The sequence below is a fragment of the Streptomyces rubradiris genome, assembly GCF_016860525.1.
Lineage (GTDB): Bacteria > Actinomycetota > Actinomycetes > Streptomycetales > Streptomycetaceae > Streptomyces > Streptomyces rubradiris.
This window is the reverse complement of sequence record NZ_BNEA01000015.1, coordinates 1,854,237-1,867,194: the sequence shown is the minus strand read 5'-3', so window position 1 is coordinate 1,867,194 and position 12,958 is coordinate 1,854,237. Positions and strand designations below refer to the sequence as shown.

The 12,958-nt window shown below is 72.2% G+C and carries 12 protein-coding genes; 7 read left to right on the top strand and 5 right to left on the bottom strand.

What is annotated here, in order from left to right; translation table 11 throughout:
- The first annotated feature begins 7 nt into the window (after nucleotides 1–7).
- Nucleotides 8–964 (top strand): ABC transporter substrate-binding protein, encoded by a 957-nt coding sequence (locus Srubr_RS21465; RefSeq protein ID WP_189990174.1) that lies wholly within the window; start codon nucleotides 8–10, stop codon nucleotides 962–964.
- A 76-nt stretch (nucleotides 965–1,040) separates the two neighbouring features.
- Here Srubr_RS21465 and Srubr_RS21460 read toward each other — a convergent pair whose 3' ends face one another.
- Nucleotides 1,041–1,496: a tellurite resistance TerB family protein gene (locus tag Srubr_RS21460; protein WP_189990176.1), complete on the bottom strand. Its 456-nt coding sequence runs from the start codon at nucleotides 1,494–1,496 to the stop codon at nucleotides 1,041–1,043.
- Nucleotides 1,497–1,746: 250 nt separating this feature from the next.
- Here Srubr_RS21460 and tatA point away from each other — a divergent pair, with 250 nt between their 5' ends.
- Nucleotides 1,747–1,926, top strand: coding sequence for a Sec-independent protein translocase subunit TatA (tatA, locus tag Srubr_RS21455; RefSeq protein ID WP_189990178.1), 180 nt, complete (start codon nucleotides 1,747–1,749; stop codon nucleotides 1,924–1,926).
- A gap of 2 nt (nucleotides 1,927–1,928) precedes the next feature.
- Here tatA and Srubr_RS21450 read toward each other — a convergent pair whose 3' ends face one another.
- Nucleotides 1,929–2,927, bottom strand: a complete 999-nt coding sequence (locus tag Srubr_RS21450; RefSeq protein WP_189990181.1) for a sporulation protein — start codon at nucleotides 2,925–2,927, stop codon at nucleotides 1,929–1,931.
- A gap of 454 nt (nucleotides 2,928–3,381) precedes the next feature.
- On the opposite strand from Srubr_RS21450, the gene Srubr_RS21445 reads away from it, so the two are divergent.
- On the top strand, nucleotides 3,382–4,038 hold the full coding sequence (locus Srubr_RS21445) for a ScbR family autoregulator-binding transcription factor (protein ID WP_189990183.1): 657 nt from the start codon (nucleotides 3,382–3,384) through the stop codon (nucleotides 4,036–4,038).
- 38 nt (nucleotides 4,039–4,076) lie between these two features.
- Here Srubr_RS21445 and Srubr_RS21440 read toward each other — a convergent pair whose 3' ends face one another.
- Nucleotides 4,077–5,342 carry a cytochrome P450 gene (locus Srubr_RS21440; RefSeq protein ID WP_189990185.1) on the bottom strand — a complete coding sequence of 422 codons (1,266 nt, stop codon included), beginning with the start codon at nucleotides 5,340–5,342 and terminating at the stop codon, nucleotides 4,077–4,079.
- Nucleotides 5,339–6,166 carry an alpha/beta fold hydrolase gene (locus Srubr_RS21435; protein WP_189990187.1) on the bottom strand — a complete coding sequence of 276 codons (828 nt, stop codon included), beginning with the start codon at nucleotides 6,164–6,166 and terminating at the stop codon, nucleotides 5,339–5,341. The genes Srubr_RS21440 and Srubr_RS21435 overlap by 4 nt, the downstream gene beginning before the upstream one ends.
- A 152-nt stretch (nucleotides 6,167–6,318) precedes the next feature.
- Here Srubr_RS21435 and cyc2 point away from each other — a divergent pair, with 152 nt between their 5' ends.
- Complete coding sequence (cyc2, locus tag Srubr_RS21430; protein ID WP_189990188.1) at nucleotides 6,319–8,481, top strand: germacradienol/geosmin synthase Cyc2; 2,163 nt, start codon at nucleotides 6,319–6,321, stop codon at nucleotides 8,479–8,481.
- Nucleotides 8,482–8,603: 122 nt separating this feature from the next.
- Nucleotides 8,604–10,460, top strand: a complete 1,857-nt coding sequence (gene phsA / locus Srubr_RS21425) for an O-aminophenol oxidase PhsA (protein WP_189990865.1) — start codon at nucleotides 8,604–8,606, stop codon at nucleotides 10,458–10,460.
- A gap of 39 nt (nucleotides 10,461–10,499) precedes the next feature.
- Here phsA and Srubr_RS21420 read toward each other — a convergent pair whose 3' ends face one another.
- On the bottom strand, nucleotides 10,500–11,222 hold the full coding sequence (locus Srubr_RS21420; protein ID WP_189990190.1) for a CTP synthase C-terminal region-related (seleno)protein: 723 nt from the start codon (nucleotides 11,220–11,222) through the stop codon (nucleotides 10,500–10,502).
- 93 nt (nucleotides 11,223–11,315) lie between these two features.
- Between Srubr_RS21420 and Srubr_RS21415 the strand changes: the two genes are divergently transcribed.
- Nucleotides 11,316–12,194 carry a LysR family transcriptional regulator gene (locus tag Srubr_RS21415; RefSeq protein WP_189990192.1) on the top strand — a complete coding sequence of 293 codons (879 nt, stop codon included), beginning with the start codon at nucleotides 11,316–11,318 and terminating at the stop codon, nucleotides 12,192–12,194.
- A 142-nt stretch (nucleotides 12,195–12,336) separates the two neighbouring features.
- The gene (locus Srubr_RS21410) at nucleotides 12,337–12,873 is read left to right on the top strand and encodes a PDZ domain-containing protein (RefSeq protein ID WP_189990194.1); all 537 of its coding nucleotides are present in this window, start codon (nucleotides 12,337–12,339) and stop codon (nucleotides 12,871–12,873) included.
- Nucleotides 12,874–12,958 lie beyond the last annotated feature (85 nt).

The window sequence follows — 12,958 nt, the reverse complement described above, 5'->3', positions numbered from 1 at the left end:
TCGACGGGTGACTTCAACGACCCATATCAGCAGGTCCATCCGGGGGAGCAGAGGCACGGCGGTGGTCGCCCTGGCGGCGACGGCTCTGCTGGCGGGCTGTTCCTCCAGCGCGGACAAGGCCGACAACCCCCTCGTGGGCGGCAAGGCGGACGGCGACAGCGTGGTCGTCGGTTCCAACAACTTCCCCGAGAGCACCCTGCTTGCCGACATCTACGGCGAGGCCCTCAAGGCCAAGGGCATCAAGGTCACGTACAAGCCGAACATCGGCAGCCGCGAGACCACTTACGGCCTGATCAAGAACGGCTCCCTCACGGTGATGCCCGAGTTCAACGGCGCCCTGCTGGCCCACCTCGACAAGAAGGCCACCCCGAAGACGCTTGAGGAGACCCAGGCCGCCATCAACGCCAAGCTGGACTCCCAGCTCACCCTGCTCGACCCGGCGCCGGCGCAGTCCAAGGACTCCGTCACGGTGAACGCGGCCACCGCCGAGAAGTACCACCTCACGGACAAGTCCTCCATCGCCGATCTGAAGGACATCGCGGGGGACCTGGTCATCGGCGGCTCGCCGGAGTTCCAGGCCCGGCAGCAGGGACTGGAGGGCCTGAAGTCCGTCTACGGCCTGGAGTTCAAGTCCTTCAAGGCGTTGGACAGCGGAGGCCCGCTGACGCTGGCGGCGCTGAAGAAGAACGCCGTCCAGGTCGCGGACGTCTTCACCACGGACCCGAACATCACCAAGGAGAAGTTCGTCGTCCTGCGGGACCCCAAGAATCTCTTCGGCTTCCAGAACGTCCAGCCGCTCGTCCGCAAGGGCGCGCTGCCCGAGAAGGGCGTCGACGCGCTCAACGCGGTCTCCGCGAAGCTCGACACCAAGACCCTGCTGGATCTGGACACCCAGGTGCAGGCGGAGAAGAAGGACCCGCTGGACGTCGCCCGGGCCTGGCTGAAGTCCGCCGGGCTCGTCTGACACACCGGCGGTCCATGGCGCCCGCCGCGGGCGTCCCCGGGTACGGGGACACCCGCGGCGGGTTTCCGGCTTGTGCTCAGAGGTCGAACTCGTGCGGCGGCAGGTCCAGCGCGTAGCACGCCTCACGCACCACGGCCTGTTCGCTCTTGTCGAAGTCGCCGTCCGCGCCGCCGATGACGATGCCGATCTGCACGACGGCCCGCGCCTCCGCGGGCTTCTTCTTGGCCTTGGCGATCTCCTGGAGCACGCTCACCTTTCCGAAGGCGAAGTCGGCCGTCAGCTTGTTCAGGTTGTCCTCGAAACGGCGCCGCAGGTCGTCCGCCGGGAAGTTCTGCAACACCTCGTTGGTGGCGATGAGCTGGGCCACCCGCTGCCGCTCCGAGGGATCCACCGTCCCGTCGGCAGCGGCCACCAGCGCGCACATCGCCATGCTCGCATCACGGAACGCGCCGCTCTTCAGGTCGTTCTTCTTCGCCACCAACTGGGTCTGCATCTGCGACGCCGACTCCTTGATGCGGTCCCACAGGGCCATGTCCACTCCTCGCAACAGCCGTCGGGTGCCCTCGCGGCACCCCACGGAATTTCTACAGCACTGTAGAAACTAGCGGACCGGCCGGGAAGTTCCGCGGATCGCCGTCGAGTCCGCGAACACGGCCGGCCGGACGGACCGCGGCGCCGCACGGCGGGAGGAGGGCGACAGCGGGTACGCTCCGACAGAGTTGTACAGTTGCGCAATGCGGCAACTGTTCGTTGCCTCACGCCGAGACGAAGAAGGGGCCGTCATGTTCCGTAACGCCATCGAGCCCTGGCACCTGCTGGTCGTCGCGCTCGTGTTCGTCGTGCTGTTCGGCTACCGCAAGCTGCCCGACACCGCCCGGGCGCTGGGGAAGTCCGTGCGGATCCTCAAGAGCGAGGCGCGGGCGCTGAAGGACGGGGACGGTACGGGCGGCTCGGCCGGCTGAGGTCAGGCCTCGTCCGCGTCGTCCTCCTCGCCCTCGAAGAAGTCCCCGATCTCGTCCACGACCTCGGCGGCCACCATGCCGCCGGCCACGCCCACGGCGAGGCCCGCCGCGCCCGCCGCCACGGCCGTGCCCAGGCCCGGACCGGAGCGATGGCCGGCCCCGGGCCCGCCGTCGTGGCCGTACGCCGTGTGACCGTCGTGGCCGTACGCCGCGTGGCTGCCGTAGGCGTCGTGGTGCTCGGTCATCCGGCGGATCCAGCCGTCCACCTCGGCCTGCCAGTCCAGACCCGGCGCGTCCTCGTGGCGCACCGTGAACCGGGTCAGCGCGTCGTGCCCCGCGGAGAACGGCCCGCCGCGCTTGTCCGCCTCCAGCACGACCTCGACGCCGGCGGGAGCGGCGAGGAAGGTCAGCTCCAGCTCGTTCATCGCGTGCGCGTACTGCGGGGCCGGGGTCAGCTCGATCTCCTGGTAGAACGGCAACCGCTGGCCGGTGCCGCCGATGTGGCCGTACTCCAGGTCGGCCGAGCGGAAGCCGAAGCCCAGGCGGCCGAATGCCTCCAGCACCGCCTCCTGCACGGGCAGGGGGCGGACGGCCAGCGGGTCCAGGTCGCCCTTGTCCCGGGCGCCCGCCACCGCGACCTCCGTGCGCACGCCCAGCACGACGCCGAGCGGCTGCCCGTGCAGCTCGGTCACCGGCGTCTCCCAGGGCAGCGGCACGCTGAACGGCAGTTCGCGCTCCTCCTCCTCGCCGAGCCGGAAGCCGCCGGCCACGGTGAACCGCTCGAAGACGACCGAGCCCTCGCTCTCGCCCTCCGCGTGCTCCGCCTCCACGCGCGCGATCAGCTCCAGGCCGATGTGCTCGATGTCCACGGCCGACCCGCCGCCCCGCAGCAGCACCCGGCCCGTCAGGGCGCCGCCGGGCAGCGCCGCGCCCCCGTCCAGCACCGTGTCCACGGAGGGGCCGCCGACCCCGATCGCACCCAGCAGCCTCTTGAACACCATGCCGCGACTCCCTTTCGCCTCGCCTCGTCCGGACGGCACTCCTCGTCCGTCCGCCTGCCCGGTGAACTCCCGGCAAGGACAGAGAAGTTCCCAGATCACCCGTTCGAAGGACCCGTGGCGTGACGGGGTGACGACAGGACGGGTGGCGGGGTGGGGCAACCGGCGTACGAGGAGCCGTATCTGGCTCCCGGGGACGTGAAAGCACCGACCGGTCCTGCCGTTTCGCCCTGCTCCCCACCCCGTTGAAGACCGGGCGTCCGCCTCGTATCGTGACGGATCAAGGATGCGGCTCCCGTCGCCCGGAGCCCGCCGAGCGCTGTCCTACCGCTGACACGGGTCATATCGCGTACGTGGGCCTCTGGACTCCCATTCCCGTGCGGTGAGTTATCGTATGCGGGGGGTTGAAAACAAACCGCATGTCCTGTTCTTTTGAGGCGCGAGGAGGGGTCCCGGGATGGCGAGGCAGTTACGCGCTGAACAGACCCGTGCAACCATCATCACGGCCGCCGCCGACCTGTTCGACCGGCACGGCTACGAATCCACCAGTCTGAGCGATATCGTCGCACATGCGAAGGTCACCAAAGGTGCCCTGTATTTCCACTTCGCGGCCAAGGAGGACCTCGCCCAGGCGATCCTGGAGCTCCAGGCCAAGGCGGCCCGGCAGCTCGTGGCCGACGTCGAGAGCCGTGGCTGCTCGTCGCTGGAGGCGCTGATGCGCACCACGTTCGGGATCGCCCGGCTCGCCGTGGAGGACCCCGTGCCGCGCGCCGGGCTCCGCCTCGCCACCGCCGACATCGCCGTACGGCCGCCGCTGCGGCACCCGTTCACCGAGTGGCTGGAGTTCGCCACCCGCAAATTCAGCGGGGCCGTCCGGGAGGCCGACCTGCACGGGGATCTCGACGTCGGGGTGGTCGCCCACTCCCTCGTCTGCTTCTTCGTCGGCACCCGGGTCGCGGGCCGTTCGCTGGAACCGGTGGGGCGGCTGCCGCGCAGGGTCGCCGAGATGTGGCACCTGGTGATCCGCGGTCTGGTCCCGGTGCACCGGCGCCCCCGCTACGTCACCCTCGCCACCCAGCTGGAACGGGAGGTCCTGATACCCACGACACGGTGACGGACATGACCCTCGGCCCCCTTCGCGCCCATGGTCCGTCACAGAGGCCGCAGCGGCAGTGACTTGACGCCGTTGATGAAGTTCGACACCAGCCGCCCGGCCGGTCCCGCGAGCACCGGCGGGCCCGGCAGGGCACGCGGCAGCTCCTCGAACAGCAGCCGCAGTTGCAGCCGGGCGAAGTGGGCGCCCAGACAGACGTGGGGGCCGTGCCCGAACGAGACATGCGGGTTGGGGGAGCGCGCCGGGTCGAGCCGGTCCGGGTCGGAGAACACGCGCTCGTCCCGGTTGGCCGAGGCGTGGAACACCACGACCTTGTCGCCCGCCCGGATCCGGCGGCCCCCCAGCTCGGTGTCTCGCACGGCCGTCCTGCGGAAGGTCAGCACCGGCGGATGCCAGCGCAGCAACTCGTCGACGGCCGACGGCAGGACGGCCGGCTCGGCACGCAGCCTCTCGTACACCCCGGGATGCTCCGCCAGTGCCAGCAGCCCGCCCGGGGCCGCGGCGCGCACCGTGTCGTTGCCCGCCACGGTGAGCAGGAAGAAGAACATCTCCCGTTCCGCGTCCGCCAGTCCGGCGTCATGGGCGAGCGTCGTCATGATGTCGTCGGCGGGATGCCGGCGCTTGTGCGCCGCGAGCTGCCCGGCGTAGTCGAACATGTCCCGCAGCATCGCCGGCGACCGGGGATCGACCGGCCTGCCCGCCCGGTCCAGCACCGGCGGGGCGGCCTCGTCCGGGTCCTGGTAGCCGATGACCCGCCGGGTCCAGTCCAGCAGCAGCCCCCGGTCGCTCTCCGGGACGCCCAGCAGATCCGTGAGGTTCAGCAGGGCGTACTCGTCGGTGACGGCGGCCACCACATCGACCGTGCCGTCCCCCTCCCGCGCCCGCGCGAGGGCACCCGCGAGCAGCGCCCGCGCCCGCTCACGGGCGACGGCCGCGAACCGCTCCACGCGCCCCGGCGTGAAGGCGCGGCTCACCAGCCTGCGCAGCCGCCCGTGCGCCGGCGGGTCCTGGTTGAGCATCATCCGCCGGATGAACGGCAGATCCTCCGGATCGGGGTCGCGGATCTGGGTGGCGCCCGCGTACGAGGAGTACGTCCCCACGTCCTTCAGTACGCGTACGACGTCCGCGTGCCGCGTCACCGCCCAGAACCCGGGCCCGGCCGGCCAGCCCAGCACCTCCGGCTCCTCCTGCCAGGCCACCGGATGGTGATCGCGCAGCACGCGGTAGTCGGCGTAGGGCACCCCGGCGGCGTACCGGCGCGGATCGAAGACGTCCGGGACCGGCAGGGGCTCGTGCCCGCTCACGCCCGCCCGCCCCGGCCGGCGCCTTCCGTCTCCTGAGCGCCCTCCGCCCCTTCGGTGTCGTCCGCCCGCAGGAAGTCCTCGACCACGCGCACCAGTTCCAGCGGGGTCTCGTCCATGGCGTAGTGACCGGCGCGGGGGAGCACCGCCAGCCGCCCACGCGGGTACCAGGACAGCCAGGTCCGCCGCATGACCTCCGGCGACAACGCCGGATCGAGCGCACCGGCCACGGCCAGCGCGGGCACCTCGCTGCCGGCGACCTCGGCGCTGAAGTCGTCGCCCGACCACGAGTCCAGCCAGGCCCGGAACGCCTCGGCGTCGCTCCGTTCCAGCGAGCGGGCGACCATCCGGTCCAGCCAGGCGGCGGGCCGGTCGCCCCCGGTGGTGAAGTCGATGATCGCGCGCCGGTTCTCCGCGCGGTGCGCCGCCTCGGCGAACAGCGCCGCCTGTTCCCCGGCCAGGGGCAGGCCCGAGGCGGGCACGGGCGAGACGCCCACGATCCGGCGCAGCCGGTCCGGGGCCACCGCGAGCAGCCGCTGGACCACCGCGCCGCCCATCGAGTGCCCGATCACCGAGAACCGCCGCCAGCCGAGCCGGTCCGCCAGCTCCACCAGGTCCGCTGCGGCCTCGGCGGTGGTGTACGCGCCGGTGGCGTCCCGGGCCTCGCCGTAGCCGCGCAGGTCGACCAGCGCGTAGGAGAAGGACGTGCGGTCGAGGTCCGGCAGCACGGGGGTGTACGCGGACCGGTCGGCGAACCAGCCGTGCACGGCGAACACCTTGTGGGCGCCGTCGCCGTGCACCTCATGGGGGAGCACGAAGGAGGTCATGCGCCTACCGTGGCCCCCGCGCGCGGGCACGGCAAGGCGGCCGACGCCACAACCCCCGCCGGAGTTCCCGGTTTCGCCCACGGTTCACGCGATGGTGTGATCATGTGCCCTGGTGCGGATGGGGTTTCGGGGGCACGGGTAGGGCCCCGGCCATGACGCAGCCGTTCGAACTCCCGCACTTCTACATGCCGTACCCCGCGCGGCTCAACCCGCACCTGGACGAGGCCCGCGCCCACTCGACCCGGTGGGCGCGCGAGATGGGCATGCTGGAGGGCTCCGGGATCTGGGACCAGGCCGACCTGGAGGCGCACGACTACGGACTCCTGTGCGCCTACACCCACCCCGACTGCGACGGACCCGCCCTCTCGCTGATCACCGACTGGTACGTGTGGGTGTTCTTCTTCGACGACCACTTCCTCGACATGTTCAAGCGCACCCAGGACCGCGCCGCCGGCAAGGCGCACCTGGACCGTCTGCCGCTGTTCATGCCGCTCGACCCCGGCACGCCCGTGCCCGAGCCGGAGAACCCGGTGGAGGCGGGCCTGAAGGACCTGTGGGCGCGCACGGTGCCGGCGATGTCCGTGGACTGGCGGCGCCGCTTCTCCGTCGCCACCGAACACCTGCTCAACGAGTCGATGTGGGAGCTGTCCAACATCAACGAGGGGCGGATCGCCAACCCCGTCGAGTACATCGAGATGCGCCGGAAGGTGGGCGGCGCCCCCTGGTCGGCCGGGCTCGTGGAGTACGCGACCGCCGAGGTGCCCGCCGCCGTCGCCGGCACCCGGCCGCTGCGCGTCCTCATGGAGACGTTCTCCGACGCCGTCCACCTGCGCAACGACCTGTTCTCCTACCAGCGCGAGGTCGAGGAGGAGGGCGAGAACAGCAACGGCGTGCTGGTCCTGGAGACGTTCTTCGAGTGCACCACCCAGGAGGCCGCCGACATCGTCAACGACGTCCTCACCTCCCGGCTGCACCAGTTCGAGCACACCGCGCTCACCGAAGTGCCGGCCGTCGCCCTGGAGAAGGGCCTGTCCCCCGCCGAGGTGGCCGCCGTCGCCGCCTACACCAAGGGGCTCCAGGACTGGCAGTCCGGCGGCCACGAATGGCACCTGCGCTCCAGCCGCTACATGAACGAGGGCGCGCGCACCGGCTCACCGTGGCAGGTGCCGAGCGGACTCGGCACCTCGGCCGCCGACATCGGCGCGCTCCTCGCCTCGGCCGCGCAGGACCGCCTGCGCTCCTACTCCCACGTGCCCTTCCAGAAGGTCGGCCCGTCCCGCGTCCCCGACCTGTACATGCCCTTCGAACTCCAGCTCAGCCCCCACCTGGACCAGGCCCGCGGCCACCTCGTCGACTGGTGCCATCGCATGGGCATCCTCCAGGAGGGCGTCTGGGACGAGGACAAGCTGGCCGCCTATGACCTCGCGCTGTGCTCGGCCGGCCTGGACCCCGACGCCACCCCCGAGGCCCTCGACCTCAGCGCGCACTGGCTCGCCTGGGGGACCTACGGCGACGACTACTACCCGCTGGTGTACGGCCACCGCAGGGACCTGGCCGCCGCCCGCCTCACCACGGCCCGGCTCTCGCAGTGCATGCCGGTCGAGGGCGAGCCGGCCGTCGTCCCCGGCAACGCCATGGAACGCGCGCTGATCGACCTGTGGGCGCGCACCACGGCCACCATGACCACCGACCAGCGGCGCACCCTGAGGTCGGCCGTCGACACGATGACCGAGAGCTGGGTCTGGGAACTGTCCAACCAGCTCCAGAACCGCGTCCCGGACCCCGTCGACTACCTGGAGATGCGGCGCGCCACCTTCGGCTCGGACCTCACCCTGAGCCTGTGCCGGATGGGGCAGGGCCCCGCCATCCCCGCCGAGGTGTACGCCAGCGGCCCGGTGCGCTCCCTGGAGAACGCCGCCATCGACTACGCCTGCCTCCTCAACGACGTCTTCTCGTACCAGAAGGAGATCGAGTACGAGGGCGAGATCCACAACGCCATCCTCGTGGTCCAGAACTTCTTCGGCGTGGACTATCCGTCCGCGCTGACCGTCGTGCACGACCTGATCACCCAGCGCATGCGGCAGTTCGAGCACGTGGTCGCCCACGAGCTGCCCGTCCTGTACGACGACTTCGCGCTGTCGGAGGAGGCCAGGGCCGCGATGGGCGCCTATGTGCTGGACCTGCGCAACTGGCTGGCGGGCATCCTGAACTGGCACCGGTCCGTCGACCGGTACAAGGCCGAGTGGCTGGGCCGCCGCGCGCACGGCTTCCTGCCCGGCGGGCCGCCCGCGGTGCCCGCCCTGTCGCTCGGCTGACGATCGCCGAATCTCCTCGTACGGAACAGGGCATTCATGGAACTTCGGTGACTCCTCGGGAGTCTTCAGGAGCAAGGGGAACAACAAGTCGCCAACACGGGGGGTGTTCGGCCTTGACCGAGATGATCGAGAGGCTCGCCGCAGACACCGGGCGCGTGCCCGCACCGACCACGAGGGAACTGACGCCGTACCTGGCGCCGTTGACCGTACCGCCGGTCCTGCGGCCCGCCACGGACGACGTCCTGCGCGAGACCGAGATCGCGCTGCGCCCGGCCTGGGTGCGGCTCCACCCGCAGCTGCCGCCGACCCTGATGTGGGGCTACGACGGACAGGTGCCGGGTCCGACCATCGAAGTGCGGCGCGGCCGGCGCGTCCGCATCGCCTGGACCAACCGCATCCCCAAGGAGAACGAGTACCCGGTCACGGCGGTGGAGGTGAAGCGGCGCGCGGAAGGGGCGCAGCCCACCACGGAGCCCGGCCGCGGGGGCGTCGAGCCCGACAAGAATGTCGCCGCCCTGCCCGCCTGGCTGGTGACCCATCTGCACGGCGCGCAGACCGGCGGCGGCAACGACGGCTGGACGGACAACGCCGTGGGCCCCGGCGACGCCCAGCTGTCGGAGTACCCGAACGACCACCAGGCGGTCCAGTGGTGGTATCACGACCATGCTATGAGCATTACCCGCTGGAATGTGATGGCGGGCCTGTACGGCACCTACCTGGTCCGGGACGACGAGGAGGACGCCCTCCATCTGCCGTCCGGGGAGCGGGAGATACCGCTGCTCATCGCCGACCGCAACATCGACACCGACGAGGACGGCAGGCTCAACGGCCGGCTGCTGCACAAGACGCTGATCGTCCAGGACCGCAACCCGGAGACGGGCAAGCCGGTCTCCATCCCGTTCACCGGCCCGTACACCACGGTCAACGGACGGATCTGGCCGTACGCCGAGGTGGACCCGGCCTGGTACCGCTTCCGGCTGGTCAACGCCTCCAACGCGCGCATCTTCCACCTGGTCCTGATCGACGAGGACGGCGAGCCGGTGCCCGGCATCGTGCACCAGATCGGCAGCGACGGCGGCCTGCTGCCGCGCCCGGTACCGGTCGACTTCGACGCGGAGCTGCCCGACCTGACCGCCGCGCCGGCCGAGCGGTTCGACCTGCTGATCGACTTCCGCGCCCTGGCCGGCCGGACCCTGCGCCTGGTCAACAAGGGCCCCAATGAGCTTCCCGGGGTGGCCGACGCGGCCGGGGACGTGCCGTATCCGGACGTGCTCCAGTTCCGGGTCCGGGACAGCGGTGAGGAGGACACCTTCGAACTGCCCGAGGTGCTCTCCGGCTCCTTCCGCCGCCTCACCCACGACATACCGCACGGCCACCGCCTGATCCTGCTCACCCCGCCCGCCACCAAGGGCGGCGGCGGGCACCCGGAGATCTGGGAGATGACCGAGATCGAGCGTCCGGCGGGCCTCAGGCTCCCGGCCGACGGCATCGTGCAGGTCACCGGGCCCGACGGCACCACGAAGACGTACCGGCGCACCGCGCGCACCTTCAACGACGCCCTCGGGTTCACCATCGGCGAGGGGAGCCACGAGCAGTGGAGCTTCCTCAACCTCTCCGCCGTCGAGCACCCGATGCACATCCACCTGGCCGACTTCCAGCTGCTGGGCCGGGACGCCTACGACGTCTCCGGCTTCGACCCGGCGGTCGGCGGCACCCGCACCCCGGTCCGGTACGACGCGAGGACGTCGATACCGCTCGCACCCAACGAGCGCGGCCACAAGGACGTCTTCCGGGTGCCGGGCAACCAGATGCTGCGGATCATGGGCCGTTTCGACGGCGCGTACGGCCGGTTCATGTACCACTGCCACCTGCTGGAGCACGAGGACATGGGCATGATGCGGCCCTTCGTCGTCATGCCGCCCGAGGCCCTGAAGTTCTCCCATGACGGGGCGCACGACGGCCACGGGCACACGGGCTGAGCGACGGCGGCCCCGCCGGCCGGACGGCCGGGGCGGCGGTCAGGCGGTGCGGGCGGGCCGGGAGGCCGCGTGCCCGACCGCCGCGCGGGCCAGCGCCCGGACCATCGGGTGCGGGTCCGAGCCGTCGCCCGCCAGCTCCGGCTGGAACAGCGACGCCAGGAAGAACGGATGGCCGGGCAGCTCGGCCATCCGGACCCGGCCGTCCTCGTCGTGGCCGGAGAACCGCAGCCCGTGGGCGCCGAGCGGGTCGAGACGGCGGGCGGGACCGTAGGCGCAGAAGTACCGCTCGACCGTGCGCGTCGCGCCGATCACGGACGCGGCCAGCGAGTCCGGTGTGATCGTCACCGCGGCCGAGTGGCCCACCAGCGAACAGGCCAGCGGCTCGATGAGCGGGTCCGCGGCGTCCGGGTCGGTCTCGGCGTGCGCGGCCCCGGTCAGCCCGCACACGTTCCGGGCGAACTCCAGCAGCGTGTGCTGGAAGCCGCCGCACGTGCCCAGGAACGGGATGCCCTCCTCCCGGGCGGTACGAATCGCCGCGAGGACGCCCGCCGCGCTGCGGTACGGGCTGCCCGGCAGCACCCACACGGCGTCGAACCCGCGCACCGCGTCCCCGGCCTCGGCGTCCTCGGAGGGGATCCAGTACGCGTCCAGGACCAGCCGGTCGCGTGCGGCAAGGGCCTCCAGCAGGAGCGGTACGCGCGTGTGCGAGGCGACGTGCGGGGAGTGGTCGCCGACGAGGGCGAGCGTGGCGGTGTGTGTCATGGCCACCATCCTCCGCACCGCCCGGTGTTCACGTCCAACGATGGTTTCCGCACACTCCATAAGCAATGCTGATGCGGTGGGATGCTGGACGGCATGGACCCGCATCTGCTGCGCACCTACGTCACCGTGGCGCGTCTCGCCTCCTTCTCGCAGGCCGCCCGCGAGCTGGGCTACACCCAGTCCGCGGTCTCCCAGCACATCGCCGCCCTCGAACAGGACCTGGGCGCGCCCCTGCTGACCCGCCGACCGGTGGTGCCCACCCCGGCCGGCGAACGGCTGCTGGAGCACGCGGGACCACTGCTGCTGCGCCTGGACGCGGCCCGCGCCGACGTCGTCCGCATCGCCGCCGCACCCCGGCACGGCCTGACCCTCGCCACCACCCCGACCGCACTCGCCCCCGCCGTCCTCGCGGCCCTTCCGCCGGCCGGCGTCGTCCTGCGCGTCCTCACCCGCGCCGAGATACCCGCCGCCGTCGCCACCGGCGCCGCCGAACTCGGCCTCGTCGACGGGCTGGCCGCGCCGAGCGATCCGCTCCGGCTGCCCGACGTGGCACCGCTGACCACGCACGGGATCGCCGAGGAACCGGTCAGCGTGCTGCTGCCCGCCCGACACCCGCTCGCCGGACGGACCGGCCTGCGCCTCGGCGATCTGCGCGACGCCCGCTGGCTGGACGCCCCCGACGCCGCCCTGCCGCTCGCCCAGGCGCACCCCGCGACCGCGGGCGGCGCCTTCCGGCCCGCCCTGCGCTACGAGGGCACCGACCTGCGCACCCTCACCGCCCTCGTGGCCGCCGGGCACGGCCTCGCCCTGCTGCCCCGCTCGGCGGCCACGGGCGCCACCGGCACGGTCGCCGTCCCCCTCACCGCCCCCCGCGTCGTGCACCGCACGGAACTCCTCCACGGCGGCGCCCCGGCGGGAGCGGCGGGGGAGGTGGTGCGCGGGCTGCTGAGCGGGGGAACCGGGCGCGGATGACAGACGGGGGCGCCGCCCCACCGGCCGTGGCCGGCCACGGTCAGGCATGACTACCGTCGCCACCCTCCGGCCAGTCTCACCCTTTCGTGTCTCGTCACGGCCCGCCGTACCGGGTAGAGCACCAGCCGGAGGCGAGCGAACCATGGAACAGACTGTGTTGCGTCCCAAGCCGATGCCCGGACAGAGCCCGCGGGAAGCGGGCGGCGGCGAGGGCCCCGTCCGCCGCCCGCACGCCGCGCCCCGGCGCGCACGGCGGTCGCGGACGCTGCTGATCGGCCTGGGCGCCGGCACGGCACTGCTGCTCTGCGGCATCGCCATCGGCATCGCCGCCGCCACGGTGACCGGCGTCGGCGCACCGGCCGGGCCGTCCCGTCAGGCCCCGTCGCCCGCGCCCACGGCCGCCCCCGCCCCGCCCGGCGCGACCCTCGGCGTTGAGGTGGCCGACGGCGCGAAGGCGGGCGCACTGGTGGTGGCCGTCCACGTGCCCGGCCCCGGCTACACGGCAGGACTGGTCCGGGGCGACATCGTGCTCCAGCTCGGCGCGGACCGCGTCGACAGCGCCGCCGACCTCGCCCGCGCCGTCAGCCGGTCCCGCCCCGGCAGGGCGGTACTGCTCACCGTGCGCCACGACAGCGGGGCGTACCAGCAGTTGACGGTGACCCCCGGACTGGTCACCTGACGGCTCCGCGACCGGCGCAGTGCCCCACCACACCCCGCGAAACCGCTGGTCACCATCCGTCCCACGCGTCATCATGGGCCCATGC